The organism is Clostridia bacterium (assembly GCA_016887505.1).
Classification (GTDB): Bacteria; Bacillota; TC1; order TC1; family UBA5767; genus UBA5767.
In genome coordinates this window covers 1,464,028-1,484,029 of sequence record CP069393.1, presented here as the reverse complement: position 1 = coordinate 1,484,029, position 20,002 = coordinate 1,464,028, and the positions used below count along the sequence as shown (strand labels likewise).

18 protein-coding genes and 1 other annotated feature are annotated in these 20,002 nt (G+C 39.4%); of the genes, 12 read left to right on the top strand and 6 right to left on the bottom strand.

Annotated features, from left to right (window positions below):
* The first annotated feature begins 459 nt into the window (after window positions 1-459).
* On the top strand, window positions 460-2,985 hold the full coding sequence (locus JR334_07145) for a PAS domain S-box protein (protein ID QRN84764.1): 2,526 nt from the start codon (window positions 460-462) through the stop codon (window positions 2,983-2,985).
* A 480-nt stretch (window positions 2,986-3,465) separates the two neighbouring features.
* Here JR334_07145 and JR334_07140 read toward each other — a convergent pair whose 3' ends face one another.
* The 3 genes from JR334_07140 to JR334_07130 all read right to left on the bottom strand — a co-directional run bounded on the left by JR334_07140 (window position 3,466) and on the right by JR334_07130 (window position 5,622).
* Window positions 3,466-3,684, bottom strand: a complete 219-nt coding sequence (locus JR334_07140) for a hypothetical protein (protein ID QRN84763.1) — start codon at window positions 3,682-3,684, stop codon at window positions 3,466-3,468.
* Window positions 3,685-4,479: 795 nt separating this feature from the next.
* Window positions 4,480-4,806 (bottom strand): hypothetical protein, encoded by a 327-nt coding sequence (locus JR334_07135; protein QRN84762.1) that lies wholly within the window; start codon window positions 4,804-4,806, stop codon window positions 4,480-4,482.
* 105 nt (window positions 4,807-4,911) lie between these two features.
* Window positions 4,912-5,622 carry a carboxymethylenebutenolidase gene (locus tag JR334_07130; protein ID QRN84761.1) on the bottom strand — a complete coding sequence of 237 codons (711 nt, stop codon included), beginning with the start codon at window positions 5,620-5,622 and terminating at the stop codon, window positions 4,912-4,914.
* 459 nt (window positions 5,623-6,081) lie between these two features.
* Here JR334_07130 and JR334_07125 point away from each other — a divergent pair, with 459 nt between their 5' ends.
* The 5 genes from JR334_07125 to JR334_07105 all read left to right on the top strand — a co-directional run bounded on the left by JR334_07125 (window position 6,082) and on the right by JR334_07105 (window position 11,810).
* Window positions 6,082-6,900, top strand: coding sequence for a polyphosphate kinase 2 family protein (locus JR334_07125; GenBank protein QRN84760.1), 819 nt, complete (start codon window positions 6,082-6,084; stop codon window positions 6,898-6,900).
* A 145-nt stretch (window positions 6,901-7,045) separates the two neighbouring features.
* A complete protein-coding gene (locus tag JR334_07120) occupies window positions 7,046-7,345 on the top strand; it encodes a hypothetical protein (protein ID QRN84759.1) in 300 nt (99 codons plus the stop codon).
* A 312-nt stretch (window positions 7,346-7,657) separates the two neighbouring features.
* Window positions 7,658-9,853 (top strand): catalase/peroxidase HPI, encoded by a 2,196-nt coding sequence (gene katG / locus JR334_07115; protein ID QRN84758.1) that lies wholly within the window; start codon window positions 7,658-7,660, stop codon window positions 9,851-9,853.
* 261 nt (window positions 9,854-10,114) lie between these two features.
* A complete protein-coding gene (locus JR334_07110) occupies window positions 10,115-11,170 on the top strand; it encodes an inorganic phosphate transporter (GenBank protein ID QRN84757.1) in 1,056 nt (351 codons plus the stop codon).
* Window positions 11,171-11,180: 10 nt separating this feature from the next.
* A complete protein-coding gene (locus JR334_07105) occupies window positions 11,181-11,810 on the top strand; it encodes a DUF47 family protein (protein QRN84756.1) in 630 nt (209 codons plus the stop codon).
* A 149-nt stretch (window positions 11,811-11,959) separates the two neighbouring features.
* Here the strand turns inward: JR334_07105 and JR334_07100 are convergent, their stop codons facing one another.
* A complete protein-coding gene (locus JR334_07100; protein ID QRN84755.1) occupies window positions 11,960-12,511 on the bottom strand; it encodes a putative ABC transporter permease in 552 nt (183 codons plus the stop codon).
* Window positions 12,512-12,709: 198 nt separating this feature from the next.
* Between JR334_07100 and JR334_07095 the strand changes: the two genes are divergently transcribed.
* On the top strand, window positions 12,710-13,159 hold the full coding sequence (locus tag JR334_07095) for a hypothetical protein (GenBank protein ID QRN84754.1): 450 nt from the start codon (window positions 12,710-12,712) through the stop codon (window positions 13,157-13,159).
* Window positions 13,160-13,398: 239 nt separating this feature from the next.
* On the opposite strand, the gene JR334_07090 is transcribed toward JR334_07095, so the two are convergent.
* Window positions 13,399-13,728, bottom strand: a complete 330-nt coding sequence (locus tag JR334_07090; protein QRN84753.1) for a hypothetical protein — start codon at window positions 13,726-13,728, stop codon at window positions 13,399-13,401.
* 691 nt (window positions 13,729-14,419) lie between these two features.
* Here JR334_07090 and JR334_07085 point away from each other — a divergent pair.
* A complete protein-coding gene (locus tag JR334_07085; protein ID QRN84752.1) occupies window positions 14,420-15,721 on the top strand; it encodes a DEAD/DEAH box helicase in 1,302 nt (433 codons plus the stop codon).
* 152 nt (window positions 15,722-15,873) lie between these two features.
* Here the strand turns inward: JR334_07085 and JR334_07080 are convergent, their stop codons facing one another.
* On the bottom strand, window positions 15,874-16,161 hold the full coding sequence (locus JR334_07080; GenBank protein QRN84751.1) for a DUF427 domain-containing protein: 288 nt from the start codon (window positions 16,159-16,161) through the stop codon (window positions 15,874-15,876).
* A gap of 262 nt (window positions 16,162-16,423) precedes the next feature.
* Here JR334_07080 and JR334_07075 point away from each other — a divergent pair, with 262 nt between their 5' ends.
* From JR334_07075 to JR334_07060, 4 genes are all read left to right on the top strand, one after another.
* On the top strand, window positions 16,424-16,675 hold the full coding sequence (locus JR334_07075; protein QRN84750.1) for a hypothetical protein: 252 nt from the start codon (window positions 16,424-16,426) through the stop codon (window positions 16,673-16,675).
* 308 nt (window positions 16,676-16,983) lie between these two features.
* Window positions 16,984-17,211: a binding site (T-box leader), on the top strand.
* A gap of 58 nt (window positions 17,212-17,269) precedes the next feature.
* Window positions 17,270-18,274, top strand: a complete 1,005-nt coding sequence (locus JR334_07070; protein QRN84749.1) for an ABC transporter substrate-binding protein — start codon at window positions 17,270-17,272, stop codon at window positions 18,272-18,274.
* A gap of 15 nt (window positions 18,275-18,289) precedes the next feature.
* Window positions 18,290-19,204 carry an ABC transporter permease gene (locus tag JR334_07065; protein ID QRN84748.1) on the top strand — a complete coding sequence of 305 codons (915 nt, stop codon included), beginning with the start codon at window positions 18,290-18,292 and terminating at the stop codon, window positions 19,202-19,204.
* Window positions 19,183-19,980 (top strand): ATP-binding cassette domain-containing protein, encoded by a 798-nt coding sequence (locus JR334_07060; protein QRN84747.1) that lies wholly within the window; start codon window positions 19,183-19,185, stop codon window positions 19,978-19,980. Before JR334_07065 ends, JR334_07060 begins: the two co-directional genes overlap by 22 nt.
* The last annotated feature ends 22 nt before the right edge of the window (window positions 19,981-20,002 follow it).

Below are 20,002 nucleotides of genomic sequence, written 5' to 3'. Positions count from 1 at the left end.
TTTTTGTTTAATGAACAATTTATCGACAATTATTGAAAATATATCAGTAATTCATAAAATATACAAGGCTTATTCATATTCCACTTGTTACGTAAAACATTCAGCGTTTGAAAAAGCATATAGCGAAAGTGCAATAGGACCACTTTTTTCCATTAAATATTGTATGGGGTTTAAATTGCAACCCCTAAAAATGAATTTGGCTCATTTTGTGTTTAACCTAAGCTAGCGTGAATCACGACTAGTTTGTCTGCCAAGATAGATAGAACTATTATCAATATTAGTGTATACTGACAAACATATGCACTTTTTAGTACAAAGGTAAATTATTATTTGTATCAAGTAATTTTATGGTAATAAATGTATGACGGATAAAAGATAGAGTTTGTTTTTCGGGATATAGTATGGCCCCAAGTAGGACTCCGATCGTACAAAAATACGGATTAGATAAGGGAATTAATTATGTCGAATCAACAAGAGTGTATTTTTTATAAGCGAAACAATAGATTAAAAACATCTAAGGGGAAATCGCTAAGAATAGCAGGCGCCTATTTTTTGGTTGGATGTATTTGGAGTGTACTTTCAATTTTCCATACCGAGATTGTGCTTGGAGGTACATCTATAGGCTTGGTTACTAGGGTAGCTGAAGATTTCTTATATATGCTTGTAACCTCCTCTTTAATATTTTGGTTGGTAAATCAAACCTTGAAAAAGAAATTGGCTTTGCAAGAGGAATTGTTGAAGGCCAATTCCAGTTTAGAAATTTCGAACAAGGAATTACAGAGGGAGAACCAAAAACGTTTGGAAAGCGAAAGCATTTATCGTTCCTTTATTGATTCTTCCAATGACATGACATATCTAAAAGATGACCAACTTAGACACGTTATCGTGAATCGGAAGATGATTGAAATGCTCGGTGTATCTGAAAAAGGAATCATAGGAAAAAAAGATATGGAATCCGTACCGAGTGAATTCATGCGGCTGTGCCAAGTAAATGAAGAGAAGGTTTTATCGAGCGGCTGTATGAATATTTCGGAAGAGACCGTTGGTGGAAAGATTTATAAGGTTACTAGATTTCCGGTAGAAATGAAAGATAATAGAATCGGAGTAGGCGGATACTTTCATGACATAACCAAAGCCAAGAAAGATCAGAAGGAAATTAATACTGAACGGAATAGAGCCCAAATGTACCTCGATATAGCTGGAATCATTTTTCTTGCTCTAGACAAAGAGGGCAAGGTAACAATGATAAATGACACTGGATGTAAACTGGTAGGCTTAAATAAAGAGGAAGTACTGGGAAAAAATTGGGTTGAATATTTCGTTTTAGAATCGGAAAAGGAAAGCGTAAAGGGTTTGCTCAAGAAAATGATTGAGGAGAACCAGTTCGATGTAAGTGCAAGAATTTACGAGAATCAAATTATAACGTGCAGTGGTGATAAACGGGTTATCGCTTGGAATAATGTTGCTCTACGCGATGATTCGGGCGAAATAAACGGCATTATCTCTTCTGGAATCGATATTACTGAACGAAAAATTGTGTCACAGGCCTTAAATGAGAGTGAACGTAGTAAAGCTGTTCTTCTGTCGCATATTCCAGGTATAGCATTTCGTTGCTACTATGATAGAGAATGGACAATGCAATTTTTATCGGATGGCTGCTATAAGTTAACGGGATATAAACCGGAAGCCTTTATTGACAATAAAGAACTATCTTACCGGGATATTATCAGCGAAGAATATCAAGAGGCTGTATGGTATGAAATTTCACGTGTACTTGAGACGAAAGAATCGTTTAATCATGAATATGAAATTATTACAGCTAGTGGCGAGCGAAAATGGGTAATGGAGTTAGGTCAGTATTTATTTGATGATAATGGAAAAGTGGAAGCACTCGAAGGGATTATCATCGATATTAGTGAGTCTAAACATAATTTTGCAAAAATCCAATATATGAATGAACATGATTCATTAACCAATCTATATAACCGTAGATATTTTGAAGATGCAAAAGTTCAGATGGATACGGAAAGCAATTATCCACTTTGTATTGTCATTGCGGATATCAATGGCATGAGATTAATAAATCATACATTTGGCAACGACAGAGGAAATTGGTTGATAAACCAAACTGCGAAAATTATACAAAGTTGTTGTAGGCCGAGTGATTTACTAGCGCGAACTGGTGGAGATGAATTTAGTATTCTTTTACCGAACACCGATCTTGATGAGGCAAACCAGATACGGTTGTCCATCATAAAGGCAATAAAAGAATTCAATTCTTCTGTTCAAGATGAGGCTTTTGCGATAAGTTTGTCTATTGGATTCGGTATCAAGAGAACCAAAGCTTCTAGTATTGATGAAGCTGAGATGGAAGCAGAAACCTATTTGGCACGTCGTAAGCTTTTGGAGGAAAAAAGTCATCATAGTGCAACACTTAATTCAATAATGGCAACGCTGTATGCTCGTAGCAATGAAACGGAAGAACATGCTCAACGTCTTGCGATGATATCTAGATTAATTGGGGAGCATATGAATTTAGAGCAAACCTGTTTAGATGATTTACAGCTGTTTTCAATGCTTCATGATATTGGGAAAATCGGTGTTCCTGACCGAGTGCTAAACAAACCAGGCCGGCTGACTGAGAAGGAATGGGTTGTAATGAGAAAGCATTCTGAAATTGGATACAATATTGCAATGACTTCCCCAGAGTTTGCCGTAATTGCAAACTATATATTAGCCCACCATGAACGATGGGATGGTAGTGGCTATCCGAGAGGTCTATGCGGTGAAGAAATCCCCTTGCTTTCCCGTATACTCGCCGTTGCAGATGCCTATGATGCAATGACGGAAGACAGGGTCTACCGTAAAGCCTTGCCCAAAGAAGTAGCAATCGAGGAAATTAGAAAGAATGCTGGAACACAATTTGACCCACATGTGGTTCGGATATTTATGGAAAGCATAGGTGTAGCTGATCATTACAATTAAGAACGCCTAGGGTACTGGATAGAGCATTTCGATTCTAACCAATCTTTGGCGGGATGTTCTTCTAGTTGTCTAGTTAAATTTTGAAGTTTACACTGATTAAAGGCACTCAATTGAGTGCTTTTTTTGGTTGAAGTATCGATAGCAATACTACAGCAGAAGGGGCTATACATAGTTGAAACTGCTCCTTGATTACGTATCTAGAATGATGCTTGTAAAGTGGTAAAAACAATCAAAGGCCCTCCTATTGGAGGGCCTTTGAATAGACAGTACCGGTAATAATAGCTATATGTTATGAAAAATTTTCTTCTGAAGCATGAATATCGTATAGTAATCTGTGTTTGGATAATTCAAAAATAGCAAAATACACATACTGGGAGTTGGCTGGGAAAGGAATCAAACATTTATTTGACTAACTCTCAAATGAATAATCACACAGTACATAGTTTTAAATTTGGATATTCTCACTAGTTCATGCGGCTATTAAAGGCTATCAAGCCTTTTGGAATATTCTTTGTTTTTTCTGCCCGCTTTATACATTTCCTTAACTGTAATATCAGTTTCAAGAATTTCAGTGAAGTCACTACATTTTTTTGCAAAATCATCATTTATGGTAATCTCTTTAATTTCGCAATAGGCGCCAGTTCTGTTTGCCGTGAAATACTCACAATTTTTGCAGTTTTTTGCTTTTCTTTTACTCATTTCTTACAATCCTCTCAAATGCTCATTTATTAAATATCAGAACAAATATTTCGAGTAGCTAATAATACTGTCTGTTCTAGAATTAAATCCTATGTTCTATTCATTTCTTGATTTTGATTGACGTAGAGTAAGCTTGATTACCCTAGCTTAAGAGTTGGTGAGTCATATCTGCAAATGAATTATATCAGCATTAATATTTAAGTAAAACAAAAATATTTCTGATAAAGAAAAATTTTTTTAATCTGTATAACTTTTGAAAAGATTAGCATTTCAGGGCGAAAACAAGCAGGCCGATATTTTGAAATATGGTGGAGATCTGGTCCTGCTTATGGTCAATTTAATATGGAAGAAGATTGTAGCATCCAACCATTCCTCAAGTAAGAAGCTAGCATAATTAAGAATCATAATCGCATTAAAAAATCTAGATTTTGATACTGTATGGTATCAAGCAGGAAAAGGTAGCTTGATGTATACAGGATAATATGAGTATCAGTTTCTTGATTGTGACATACTCTCGCTACATAAAGAAGTGGGAGGCTTCATTTGCGCAACCGAATGGATATAGCGTAAGCGAGTTAACCCCGTGTGCTCCACGGTTTCTTTGTTTATTTAGCATACCTTTATTTAGGATATTGATGTTTGCCTAGTAGTAATCCCTGTCGAGCTCTATAGGGCAGTGATTGCAGTAGTAGGTAGGTTCTGATAGTGATATAAGGTATCTTTTATTTTTTCACAAGCGTTGCATATCTTAGAACTTGGAAACCATTTGTCTACTACAATTAAATACTTTCCTTATCAATAGGCTAAAAAACAGACAAACTCAATGATGATTCCGTAAACTATGCCAGCGCTGAAGCCAACGGGATCAGCAAACCCCGTTGAACTATAAAAGGCAAACGAAACTAGAAAGCCTAGGATTGCGCCTCGGGCCAGTGCTTTCTTGAGTTCTAAATTCTTTATGGCCAAGCCAATAACCAAACCAATTAATACTCGGTTATACCAAAATGAGAATAAATAGATGGCATCTTTTGAAAAGTCGGAACGAAGCTGGGCACCTACAATACATACGATACCTAGAATTGCTCCTGTGATTAGACTGGTTTTCATTCTCTTTGTAAACAAAACATTCAACTCCTTTGAATAAAATACGATAGAGGCATATACCTTTTTTGAATAAGGCACAGAATAGGTTTATAGTATGTTATTAGAATTTCTGTTAAAGCATACTCACTTAGTTGCTCGTTGGATAAAGTTCATAATTTCGGTTACCGCTATTTCTTGTTGCTCATCTCGTGATATTGTGGCCGTACCATCTCCATCTTGCAGACCATAGTTTCCAAAATATGCATGGTTTCCACCGACAATTTCGATCACCTGGTCCGTCTTTTCAAGCTTTGAAATATCAAGTTTAATGTCCTCGCTACCATATATGGCAAGAGTTGGCACATCTGCATCGTTGATTGGATATGCTCCTAGGAGGATTAGGCCTTTGATGGTACTACCTTGATCTTCAACGAAGCTACTTGCCATTGCTCCACCGAGAGAATGGCCTGCTAGAAACCAATTCTCGATAGTGGGTACTGCCTCGATTACATTTTCCGCAGCATCTTTATTAAAAACGGCTAAGTTAAAGGGCATTGTAACGAGAACACTAGTCAGCCCTTCTTGTGATAGCAGGCTTAACAAGGGAAGATAGGCGATTGACTCAACTTTGCCTCCTGGATAGAAAATAAGTCCAATCTGCTTATCAACTGCGGGGTCTGGATAAATTGTGGTCAAATTTTTTGAAGTTTGGATATTCAGTGAATCCGACAAGGATACATTTCTTGCTTGCTCATCTGCTTTATAGTAGTCAGATACATAAAGATAGAAGAAACAGGCCAGTATAAGTAGAAGTAAAGCCAATATAGCAATAATCCGCTTTTTTTTCTTTAACATTTCTGCACCTCATTGATTTCAACCTATAGTTGTGAGTTAAGGACACCGTACACAACCTGGAGAGCGTGGTTCGACTATTTACTGGGCAGTTATACATCCCAAGTCTGAAATATTTTACAGCAATATCTATACAGCTCATTATATCTCTATTAGAAAGAGATGTCTCTCAAGTCGCATCCAAATTAGGAAAGAGATGATTTCTATATACTAGTAAGCCAACAATCCTGACGGTGTATTTTCCTCATCATAAATAGTGTAAAAAAATATTTTGACAAAATCTATAACGCCCTCCTCCCATGAGACATAAATTAGAATTCTAAGTTATACTAGTTGTATAAATAGAAAGCGAGTTGCACATTAGAGCTTTAGCCAAAAGAGGTCGCACACAATCCATGGCCGGCAAAATCCAATGTAAGTTTCACGTAAGTGGCAGGTGTGGCAAAGAAAGCGGGTGAGTAGATGATTGAAAAATTTACAATAAACAGGTTTGACCGAAATATTAGTACATCAGACTTTAAAGCGGCGGAAACATTGGGTCTTTCCAAAAAAGAAGTAAAAAAAGAATATCGCATCTTAAAAGATAAGTTTAGTGAACTTCAAGAAGTACTGTTTGCATCTAAAAAGTATGCTTTGCTCATTGTTCTTCAAGGTATAGATTGTAGTGGAAAAGATGGAACAGTTAAGAAGGTGCTATCTGGTATAAATCCCAACGGCTTTCGTGTGGCCTCCTTTAAGGAACCTACACCACTGGAATTAGGGCACGATTACTTATGGCGAGTACATCAGAAAACGCCGAAACTAGGTGATATCGTCATCTTTAATAGATCCTACTATGAAGATGTATTGGTGACTAGAGTGCATGGAACGATTGACGATGAGACAGCGTATAAGAGGTTCGAAGAAATACGTAGTTTTGAAAGGTATCTTACCAGCAACGATACCATAGTGCTTAAATTCTTTTTGCATATATCTCCTGAGTTTCAACGAGAGAAGCTTCAAGAAAGATTGGAAGAAAAGGATAAGAATTGGAAGTTCTCGGAATCTGACCTAGAGGAGAGAAAGCATTGGGATCGTTACCAACAGTGCTATTCGGATATGCTTGCACATTGTGCTACGGAGTATGCTCCCTGGTATGTTGTACCTGCAAATCATAGATGGTTTAGGGATTATTTGATTCTCAGTGTAATAGTAAATACTCTTGAAAGACTGCCCTTTAAGTATCCTGAGCTTCAAACCAATGTTCAAAAACTTATTGAAGAAGTAAAGAGTATGTCCTAGTTGTTGAATTTGTCGGGTAACTAAAATTGTATTTGGCGTTTAGACAGGACCACGCTCTCGTTCGTGTATTGGATTTTAAGGTGTTATAATGTTCATAGAGCCAGTTACAAATTGCTACGGATTACTCATTTTAGGAGGGACAATCATGGGCATTTTTAAAAGTGTAGGAGAAAAAGCAAAAGGTGCTGCAAGTGCTGCTGCATCGAAATCGCAAGAAATGGTAGAGGTTGGCAAGCTGAAGAAGAAAATTTCTAATTTGGAAGACCTAATAGGGGATTCAAAGATGAAAATTGGGGAGCTGACATATGCTGCTCACGTGGAAGGCCAAGAGTTGCCGATTTCGGAAATGGATAAGATTTATAGTGAAATTGATCAGAGTATAAAAGAAATCGAAACGTTAAAAGTAGATATTCAAAATGTAAAATCTGGTACGGTAATTGAATAAAGAATGATAAAAATAAGCGCCCGCGCAGGCGCTTATTCTACCTGCTAAAAGAGGTAAGCGATGATATACGCGGACCTTTAAAAATAATATAGACAAAACACCGAATAGGTGGAAATCTCATCCTAGCCACTGACATCCTGACTACTCATTTATTCGATACTTCATAAGGCCATCACAAATCACCAATTCATAATAACCCATATCTTTTTATTCCAGACTTAGATAGTTCATACAATGTAAAGACAATTGATTGAAGAGCACAGGTGTATATTTGTTTTTAGTGTAGGCGGTGTTATTTAAACGGAGGTTTTTATGAGTGAAGAAATTAGATGCCCAGTAACAGGAAAAACGCGTAAAACGGGTACGAGTGGTGGGACCACCAATCAAGATTGGTGGCCAAATCAACTGAACCTTAAGATTCTACATCAAAATACGAACAAGAGTAATCCACTAGGTGAAGATTTTAAGTATGCTGAAGAATTTAAGAACTTGGACTTTGTGGCCCTTAAAAAAGATCTATATGCTCTGATGACAGATTCACAGGACTGGTGGCCAGCCGACTATGGACATTATGGTCCCCTCTTCATTAGAATGGCTTGGCACAGTGCAGGAACATATCGCACAGGCGATGGTAGAGGTGGGGCATCAACTGGGAATCAGCGTTTGGCTCCCGTAAACAGTTGGCCAGATAATGTGAACCTAGACAAGGCACGTCGTTTGCTCTGGCCGATTAAGAAGAAATATGGTCGGGCAATATCTTGGGCAGACCTTATGATTTTAGCTGGGAATTGTGCCCTTGAATCAATGGGATTTGCTACTGCAGGATTTGGTGGTGGACGCGAGGATGTATGGGAACCAGAAGAAGATATTTATTGGGGCAAGGAAAGTGAGTGGCTTGGTGATGCGCGGTATTCTGGGGACCGAGAGTTAGATAATCCTCTTGCTGCGGTACAGATGGGCCTAATCTATGTGAACCCTGAGGGACCGAACGGAGAACCGAGTGCCGTTGCTTCTGGTAAGGATATTCGAGAAACATTTGCTCGTATGGCTATGAATGATGAAGAAACGGTTGCCCTGATTGCCGGTGGACATACCTTTGGTAAGTGCCACGGTGCAGGAAGTGCTACCCATGTGGGGCCAGAGCCTGAGGCGGCAGCCATTGAGAACCAAGGACTTGGATGGAAGAATAGTTTTGGCAAGGGGAGGGGTGTAGATACGATTTCGAGTGGTATCGAGGGTGCCTGGAATCCTACTCCAACCTCATGGGATAATGCCTATTTTGATACATTATTTGGATATGACTGGGATTTAGTTAAGAGCCCAGCGGGAGCTTGGCAGTGGATACCATCTGACCCTGCAGCAGCAGATACTGTCCCAGATGCCCACGATCCTGAAAGACGACATCCGCCAATGATGACTACAGCAGATATGGCCCTAAGGATGGATCCCATTTACAAGCCAATTGCCAAGCGCTTTCATGAAAATCCAGATGAATTTGCCAAGGTTTTTGCACAGGCATGGTTGAAATTAACGCATCGTGATATGGGTCCTAAAGTACGTTATCTTGGACCAGAAGTTCCGAGTCAGGACTTGATATGGCAAGACCCTGTACCAGTTGTTGACTACAAAATGATTGATGCAATGGATATATCTAGCTTGAAAGGTGAAATTGTATCCTCAGGCTTGTCAGTTTCGCATTTGGTTACGACTGCTTGGGCTTCTGCCTCTACTTTCCGAGGTTCAGATAAGCGAGGAGGAGCAAACGGAGCTCGCATTCGTTTATCCCCACAGAAAGATTGGGAGGTTAACCAGCCAACCCAATTGCAAATGGTATTAAGAATTCTGGAAAAAATCCAAGAAGGATTCAATGGTGCTAGGACTGATGGGAAACGTGTTTCACTTGCCGATTTGATCGTATTGGGTGGATGCGTGGGTATTGAAGAAGCCGCAAAGAATGCAGGCAAAAGCATCTCCGTTCCCTTTGCACCAGGAAGAACCGATGCTACTGAAGAACAAACAGACATTGAATCATTTGCTGTACTTGAACCGGTGGCAGATGGATTTCGTAATTATTTGAAGACTAAGTTTTCTGTATCCGAGGAGGAATTATTGCTTGATAGAGCACAGCTGTTGACCCTGACTGCTCCTGAAATGACGGTATTGATTGGTGGTATGCGGGTCTTAAATACCAATTATGGTCATTCACCATTCGGAGTGTTTACAGAAAGACCGGAAACGCTAACTAATGATTTCTTTGTTAATCTACTAGATATGGGTATAGTGTGGAAACCAACTCTTGAGGATGAGAATGTGTTTGAAGGGTCTGATCGTGCAAGTGGTGAGCATAGGTGGATTGGAAGGCGTACAGACCTCATATTTGGTTCAAACTCTCAACTACGAGCAATTGCTGAAGTCTATGCTAGTGATGATGCACAAGATAAGTTTTTACATGATTTTGTTGCAGCCTGGAATAAGGTGATGAACGCAGACCGCTTTGATTTAGATTGAGTGAGGGTATAGTGTAGCTATAGAATGAACTTTAATGCACCTCCAATAATGGAGGTGCATTAAAGTTCGTAAGCGAATGGTTTGGTATTGAGGTAGCGAGATCGATTGTGGTTGGAATCAGGTGAATAAAATGGATGTTTATTTTATACGAATAGAGCTCAGGTGGTTTTGCAAAAGCAATGGCCGTTAAGATTTTCAATCGCTATTAGAAATGCATACGGCATTAATTATCTGATATGTTATTAGAATGGGGATGATATTTTGACCATATCATTTTTAGAATTTATAGGACAAATGTTAGAACATCCAGTATTGTTTATTTCGGTTGTACTTTCCTTAGGTGTTATTCTTATTAATGGATGGATTGATGTGCCGAATTCTATCGCCACTTGCGTGGCTACCCGTGCACTACCCGTAAAGCAAGCGATTGTTTTGGCTGCTGTCTTTGATTTCATTGGTGTATTTGTGATGACCTCAATCAATGCTTCCGTGAGTCGGACAATTTTCTATATGGTTGATTTTTCTGGAGAAATGCAAGCGTCTATGATTTCACTGTGTGCTGCAATGTTGGCCATTGTGATTTGGTCGATTAGTGCTTGGAGCATGGGTATTCCAAGTAGTGAAGGTCATGCGTTGATTGCTGGGATTTCGGGTGCTGCGATTGCGCTACAGGGAGGTTGGTCTGGAATCATTTGGTCTGAATGGGTCAAGGTATTGTATGGACTGATAATTGCAGTAATTGTGAGTTTTTCGTTGGGGCTAGTAATCACACGCCTTATTGAGTCCTTGTTTTTTCGTGTTGAAAAACGTAAAACTACTTTTTTCTTCAAAAGAGCTCAGATTGCAGGTGCTGCCATGATGGCATTTTTGCATGGTGCACAAGATGGTCAGAAATTTATGGGCATATTTTTGCTTCAAGTTTTTTTGGTACAAGGGTATGGTGCGAATAATAATTTAGGCATACCCATATGGCTAATGTTACTTTGTTCAGTCGTCATGGCAACGGGTACATTTATTGGTGGCTATAGAATCATCAAATCTTTAGGAATGAACGTGGTCCATTTGACCATGTACCAAGGACTATCAGCAGATATTGCTTCTTCCATTACGATATTAGCGTCGACATTTCTAGGTATACCAGTAAGCACAACGCATGTTAAGGCAACTGCAATTGTGGGGGTTGGTGTATCGAATAAAGCATCATCGGTAAATTGGTATTTGGTGAAGGATATGGTGCTTACTTGGATTCTAACCTTCCCAGGTTGCGCTTTGCTCAGCTATGGGATTACGTGGTTATTTTTGCATCAAATCGGATAAGGAGAGTGTCATGTTTGGACGGAAAAGAAAAGGATATGATTATTTTGAAAGTATGGCGAATCTTTCAGATTATACTGTTCAGGCGGCCAACTATTTAAGTGAGGTGCTGAACAATTACAAGAAAAGCAATCTGTCGAAAGCAAGAGCGCAGATGCATGAACTTGAGAATGCGGCCGATGAAGCTAAAACGGATATGATGAAACGATTGATTGACGAATTTCTTCCACCATTGGAGAGAGATGATATCATAAGCTTGTCGCACTATATTGATGATGTGACTGATGCAGTTGAGGAAGTGATGATTCATTATGATGTTTTTGGATATATAGATCTTCGTAAGGACTCTCTAAGATTTGTTAAACTGATTCAAGCTAGTTGTGAGTCCATGAATAAAGCTTTGTGGGAAATGAAAAATTACGAAAAATCTGAGTTGCTTTTTAAACAGATTAAAGAGGTTAAGGAGCTCAAAGCCCAGGGGGATGATTTATATGTACATAGTTTGCGCCAGCTCTACCAAGAGAATAATGCACCAGAAATAGTACTAGCCTATTCAGAAATATTCATGAGGATGAAGAGCTGTTGTGACCGTTGCAAGTTGGTAGTCAATGACATTGAACGAATTGTGATGAAAAACTTGTAGAGGGATAAACAGTAGGCCTATAACGTTGTGTCTTAGATTATGCCTCTACGTGGTAACGAAGTGATCGTTTTTCACATGGACAGTTGATGTTTCTCTACGTGTTTTTGGAATTAGCAAAGGAACAACCGGGAACTTTTGTTGAAATAAGCTTATGATACCATCTTGAACAGTTTGACGAACAAGTCGAGTATGAAGGGGAATAGTATGGCGTAAAATAGGATGCTAACTTTTTTGTCGCCTAACTTATAAATCACCTTTTCAAATATTGGTTGGAGGATATACAAAAATAGTAGGCCGCCCAAACCGAAACGTATTGAAGGTGAAAGGGCAATTCTAGCCTGAAAATTGATAGCATAATCTGCATAGGTTTGCCAGGGCCAGCTGCCAGTTAATATTTCCAACATATAGCTGGCGACTAGTTCAATGCCGGTTGCAACGAAAGCGCAGCCCATAAAAATGATTAAAGGTTTTACATATACGAACCAGTTGGGTTCTTTCTTCTTCATTATTTTTCCAAAGCATAGGATGAAGGCCAATGCGCCAAAACCATAAACGGGACAGTAGGGGCCAAACAGCACACCACGATTTGTGAATCCCCACTGATAAACGACTACTTCTAGAAATACCTCATAGCACCAACCTATGATTGCGTACATCATGAAATAGAGGTATGTTTTCTTAATTGATTTACTGAGTTCCATATAATCTGCTCCAACTATGAAAATTTTTACCTTTAGTATATCATGTTGAAGCTAGAAAGGAATAATTGTCCTAGTGAATAATCATAGAGCTATATTGAATCATATAGGAAGATAGGTATAGAAATAGTCGGTTGCCACAGAGCCTTATCGCCAAGTTAGGTGTAGATGTATGTAGGGAAAATTACACAGGAGGTAATTATGAAAAAAAGAACGTTAATCGGATTATGCGTACTATTTCTTTGTGCTGTAACTCTGGTTGCATGTACTGAAAAGGAAGAGAAGCTTCACATTAATCCTGAAATCACCCTCTATTCTCCCAGTATGTCATCAACACCAGGTATTGGCTTGATTGCTGCTTTTGATCGGGATTTGAAGAATAGTGACTACAAATTTCATTGGGAGACAGAAGAAGGAACCTTTCTTCAATGGAAAAAGAGTGGCGCAGGAAAAATCGAGCAATTAGGTAGTGATGTGTATACGAATGAACACAAGGTATACTGGACGGTCCTGTTAGATAGTCCACCTGAAGGATCTGAATTTTATGTCCACCTTTCGGTCGTGAAATTGGATAATCAGGAAGTGATTGACAAGACAAGTCTAAAGATATACCAGAAGGAAAAAGGAGTATTCACGATAGAATCGGATTGATCGTATCGAGTGCTTCTTCTTAAGAGATGGACGTGCGCGGGGAATAGACCTGAGGGCTAACATTGTGTGAGCGAAAATGCATGTATTGTAGCCTGGGAGATAATTTGCATCTCATAAATCTCATAAATAAGCTTCTAGGGAGTAAAGTGTATGCTCTTGAATCGTCTGTATTCTAAGTGCTGTGGGAAAAAGAAGGGGGTAGCCTATGGATGATTCATCCATAGGCTACCCCCTTAACTTTACTCGGTAACAACGTCAGCGTCAGCGTCAACAACAGCGTCAGCGTCAGCGTCAACAACAGCATCAGCGTCAGCGTCAACAACAGCATCAGCGTCAGCATCAACAACAGCGTCAGCGTCAACAACAGCATCAGCGTCAGCATCAACAACAGCGTCAGCGTCAACGTCAGCATCAACATCAGCATCTATGTCAGCATCAGTTTCTACAGCAACATTGTCGTCATTGTTTACTTCAGCATCAGTAGCATTGGAACAGCCTGCTAGCATTGAAAAGGCCATACAAACAACCATCATCATTGCTAGAAAGTTTTTCAAACTCATTTTTTTCATTTAAGTATCCTCCTTTTGTATTGTCTAAAAACGTCTCTAAAATGTATCTTAGATTGTGTTTCCGAAATGTATTATACGAGCGTTAAAGCTAGAAGTACATATAAATATTTTATAAAAAAGAAAAATATTTTCAGTAAAGCTATTGCTTTATTTACAGTTCAGTTTTTACCTAGAATATGACTTTCGTTGGCAAGAAAGTAAGGGGGAAACTGAAACCATCGTACTATGCTTGATTGGAAGCCCATGCATTATTTAGAGCAATCCGTGGAGGCAAGAAGATACTATTTTTATAAAAAAGAGCAGTAATTTTATTTCTTAGCGTTTTTAGTAGCTTATTTGTTGTTTAGCAAGTATACTTGCAAAGTATGCAGAAATCATCAACTACCCAACACACAAAAGCAAGAGATTGAATGTTTGACACATTGGGCGTGTACAGGATGGTGATTAAGGAAAGACAGCATCAAAAATAATAGATATTAAGCTTAGAGTATTGATATATGAATATGGTGAAATCCTGTCACCGCCAAGTGAACTGGCCTTAGGTCAAGTAGTCAAAACGCGGAGGATTAGGATTATAAGTCTACAATCTGAAGAACGCATTTGATGCGTTCTTTCTTGGTTTTCAGGTTCGATTTGGTGATATCACCAATCGGAAAATCACATTCTCGAAGGTTAAAAAAGGAGAAAGAAATTGTATTTTGAAAATTTAAACATCATCAAGCCGATCCAAAAGGCATTGAAAGCACAGGGATATAAGGAAGCGACACCAATCCAGGCACAAAGTATTCCGCCACTGTTAAAAGGAGCAGACCTATTAGGTTGTGCACAGACAGGCACGGGGAAGACGGCCGCGTTTGCGATTCCTATTTTGCAAGACCTCGCTGCGGAGCAGACAAATCGAAAAGGATCTAGACAGATTCGAACCTTGGTCTTAGCTCCTACTAGGGAATTGGCAATTCAAATTGGCGAGAGTTTTGAAGCCTACGGTAAATACCTTGATTTGAAAACATTAACCATATTTGGGGGCGTTTCGCAACATCCTCAAACCAAATCGTTGAAGCAGGGTGTCGACATTCTAGTGGCAACTCCAGGTCGCCTACTTGATTTAATCAATCAAAAGTTTATCTACTTGGATCATGTAGAACATTTTGTATTAGATGAGGCAGATCGGATGTTGGATATGGGTATGCTTCGTGATGTAAGGAAAATTATTAAGTATATTCCCACTGAACGTCAGACCATGTTCTTTTCGGCTACTATGCCGGCAGAGATTGCCAAATTAGCAGATTCTATTTTGTGTAAACCGGAGAAGATTGAGATAACACCGGAATCACCAACAGTAGATATTATTGAGCAATCTGTCTATCATGTGAATAAAAAGAATAAGATTCAACTTTTGACACATATTTTGAAAGCACAGAACTTTAATTCTGTATTGGTCTTTTCTCGGACTAAACATGGTGCTGATAAGATTGTGAAAATGCTAAGCCGAAAAGGCGTAGTAGCTCAGGCCATTCATGGTAATAAGTCGCAGAATGCTAGACAACGCGCTCTTGGAGACTTTAAGAGTGGTAGGACGCGTGTTTTAGTTGCAACAGATATTGCTGCAAGAGGAATCGATGTAGAAGAATTATCTTGTGTGATTAACTACGATTTACCGGAAGTGCCGGAGACCTATGTACACCGTATTGGCCGTACGGGTCGTGCTGGACAAGGTGGCGTAGCTATCGCGTTCTGTGATGATGTAGAGAGACCCTTACTGCGTCAGATCCAAAAGTTAATTAAAAGATCGATTAAAGTTGTGGATGAGCATCCATATCCATATGTAAAGCTTGCGGAATCGGAAGTAGACTTAAAACCGAAACAAACATCGAATAAGCCTTCTAGCCAGCAGAGGAAAAACAGAAGACCAGCTAAAGGCAGTTACGGTTCACGCAAACAGGGCTCAAGCCAAAAGAGTTCAAGCCAAGGGCGCAGACGAGAAATAGCGTAAATCTTTAAATAGAAGAAGCAGAAAGTTCTAAATGAGCAAACGTCTCATACTGGGAACAGTGGAATGCTTTTCTTTATAAACGAACAGAGAAACAGCGCTATCATGTGATAGCGCTGTTTCTCTTATGCTATTTATGTATGACGAATTGCAATTTAGATTTCTTCTACAGTTACGCCTTTCCAAAATGCGATGTATCCAGCGATATGTTTAGCCTTTTCAAGTGGTTCAGGATAGTACCAGGCAGCATTCTCGTTTACTTTTCCATCTACTTTGATGGAATAATAGGATGCCAACCCTTTCCAAGGGCATTTGGTATGGTAATCTGTGGCTTCTAGATAATCCGTGTTTACATCCTCCGGTGGAAAATACTGATTGCCTTCGATTTCGATGGTTGCAGAACTTCTTGCTAGTTCAACATTATTCCATGACGCAATAAACATACAAAACCTCCTTATTAATAATAGGAGCAAAATGCTCTCAACTACATTACAATTTATTATATAATGTTCAAATGGAGATAGCCAATCCAGAAGGTAGTTGTAGGATAAATATATAATACAACTAGATTTTAATAGGTACTATAGAGTAGGCGACTGTGCTAATCTGCCATTTTACCTTTTACTTTAGAGGTCAAGATGTTTGTCAAAAAAGAATCAGAATAACCACCATATAGGTGATGAAATCAATGAAAAGAGGTTAATTATGAAACAATCAATGTATATCATAGGTAGTATTGAAATTATCTTTGGAGCCTTAATTTTGAGTGTGATTTCAATCGTTAAGAATGCTCTTCCTATTTTGGGAAGAATTGCTTATCAAGCTGGAACTAAGGGAAGTTATTATTCTGGGGATTTTATTGCCTCATTTCCGCTAGCAACAGTAATAGCCGTAATGCTTGTAGCGATGGGAATTATGCAAATATTCTATCCTATGCTGAAACATCTAAGAAAATAATACTGTTGCAGTTAGGTCTAAGTTGCTTTTTGTTTGAAGTGAAGGTTGAGGACATGGCGAACAATCATTTGTATGCATGCAGGACCTATACTTTTCGGTCTAGCAATTGCTAGTAGATTTAGTACAGGGGGTGTGGTCTATATATTTAATCATGTTTCCCTTGCCTGTGGTTGAATGTAAAATGATAAATATCATAGCAGTTTTCGGGATGAATCATTAAATAAAATTACAAGGTGTTTGCATAATTCAGAATAAAGGATTTGACAGAGACCTTATGTATGCATATGATAAGAAGAAGTATATAGCGAGTAAATACAATGACTGGAAACAAGTAACGATTGGGAAACCTTACAGAGAGCTTTTGGTGCTGGGAAAAAGCAGGTGGAAATATCGTGAATACATTCCAAGAGTAGCACACTGAAAGACCTTGGTCCCTAGGCTGTGCCGGTCCATCCGTTAACATGGGGAGCTATAAGCTCATTGAGGTCCTAAAGACGAAGACAAGGTGGTACCGCGTAAGATAATTCGCCCATGTCATGTAAGGGGCTTTTTTTATTTCTTAATTTTGCCGAAAAGGCGTTAAAAGGGGGAAGTATGAAGAAACTATTGAAGGTATTGAGTATTTTATTGGTGATGATGTTGGTCCTAGCCGGTTGTTCTCCTGCAGAAGAGATGGAGGGGGAAGAAGAGATTGCTGAACCAGCTCAGACGATTGAAATTGGTGTAATTCAGTATGTAGAACATGTGGCATTGGATGCAGCGAGAAATGGCTTTATTGATGCATTGGCAGACAATGGCTATACAGATGGAGATACGGTTAACATTGATGTGCAAAATGCCCAAGCTGACCAAAGTAACTTAGCTACCATCAGTGACCGTTTCATCAGCAATGATGTTGATTTGATTCTGGCAATTGCTACGCCTGCGGCTCAGGCTGTTGCAGGTAAAACGACAGAGATTCCTATCTTAGGTACTGCTATTACAGATTATGAGTCGGCGCGATTAGTTGATAGCAATGAAATGCCAGGTGGAAATGTAACTGGAACAACGGATATGAATCCTATCAAAGATCAAATCGACTTGCTGGTAGAATTGGTTCCTGATGTTGAAACGGTTGGGGTTCTTTATACTTCTAGTGAAGATAATTCTATTCTTCAGGCCTCTATGGCAAAAGAAGCAATTGAAGCATTGGGAATGGATTATGTTGAGGTTACCGTAACCAATTCTAATGATGTGCAACAGGCTACCCAGTCAATTGTTTCCCAGTGTGATGCCATTTATATTCCAACAGATAACGTATTTGCTATGGCTATGCCTGTAGTGAGCGGTGTTACGATAGATTCTAAGACACCAGTAATTTGTGGCGAGTCTGGTATGGTTGAAAACGGTGGTCTGGCAACATTGGGTATTAATTACTATGACCTGGGATACCAAACTGGTCTAATGGCTGTACGGATACTAAGTGGAGAAGAATCTCCAGCTAATATGGCTATTGAATCGGCAAAAGGTTTTGACTTTGCAATCAACGGAGCTGTTGCTGAATCTATAGGTGTTACCATACCAGAGCGTTTGGCAGAGTATGTAATTAGTATAAGATAGAAACGAGGAAGAATAATGTTACAAATTTTGCTAGGCGCAGTTTCATTGGGGCTTTTATGGGCCGTGATGACCATTGGTGTCTATATAACGTATCGTATATTAGATATCGCCGACTTAAGCGTGGAGGGCAGTATTGCAATGGGTGCTGCCATTGCGGCAAAGGGAATTATAAGTGGGGTTAACCCGTTTCTTTCAACTGCGCTAGCTTTTGTTGGCGGTATGTTGGCTGGTCTAATTACTGGAGTATTTCATACACAGCTTAAGATACCGGCCTTGTTATCTGGTATTCTCACAATGATTGCCCTATATTCGGTCAATCTTAGAATTTTAGGCAAAGCCAATCTTTCTTTGTTGCGTTTGGATACGGTTTATTCTGGACTCCAAAACCTTGGTGTTGCGCGAAATGATTCAGTCATCGTTTTGGGTGTGATTATTATTGTAGCCCTAATTGGCATACTATATTGGTTTTTTGGAACAGAAGTGGGTTGTGCAATTCGGGCGACAGGCAACAATCCCCAAATGGCGCGAGCCCAGGGAATCAATACGGACAACATGATTATTTTGGGTTTAGTAATTAGTAATGGATTGGTAGCCATGAGTGGTGCACTAATTGCACAAAGTCAGAGTTTTGCTGATGTGCAAATGGGTATTGGCTCTATTGTCATTGGCTTGGCATCCGTTATTATCGGTGAGGTACTCTTTAAGAGTAAAAGTTTCTTTAGCCGTTTGATTTCTCTGGTTTTAGGTGCAATAACTTACCGTGTAATTATTGCCTTGGTGCTGCGCATGGGTATGCCAGCCAATGATTTGAAGTTATTTACGGCTCTCACTGTGGCTGTAGCTTTGTCATTGCCTGTGCTTAAAGGTTACTTAGAACCAGTAAGAAAAGCCTTGAAGGGAGCGATAAAATGCTTAAAATCAGCAATGTAAGCAAAACCTTCAACCCAGGAACAGTAAATGAGAAGGTGGCTTTGCGAAATGTAAATCTGACTTTAGAAGAAGGTGACTTTGTTACCTTAATTGGCGGTAACGGTGCCGGTAAGTCTACGATACTGAACTGTGTTTCAGGAGTTTTTGGTGTTGAGTCAGGAAGCATTGTCATTGATGGCGATGATGTTACCAAACAATCTGAATATAAGCGGGCTGCAGTAATTGGTCGAGTCTTTCAAGACCCGATGATGGGTACAGCAGCCAGCATGGGTATTGAGGAAAATTTGGCGCTAGCGTATCGCCGTGGTCAGGCAAGAACATTGCGCTGGGGCATCACCCAAGAGGAAAAAGCGCATTTCAGTGAACTGCTGAGTTCCTTAGGGCTTGGTTTGGAAAACCGCATGACGGATAAGGTGGGCCTATTATCAGGTGGTCAACGTCAAGCGTTAACGCTTCTGATGTCAACGCTAATCCGGCCAAAAATTCTACTTTTGGATGAGCATACAGCGGCGCTAGACCCCAAAACAGCGGACAAGGTATTGGAGTTGAGTGATCAATTTATTACAGAAGGTGGCCTCACAACCTTAATGGTTACTCATAATATGCGCCATGCAATCAAGCATGGTAATCGTTTGGTCATGATGCATGATGGTCAAATCATTTTGGACATCAAAGGCGAGGAAAAGATGAAATTAACGGTAGAAGACTTAATGCAACGATTCGGCAAGGCAAGTGGAGAAGAATTTGCTAACGATAGGGCATTGCTGTCTGACTAAATGAATATACTGATTGAGAACG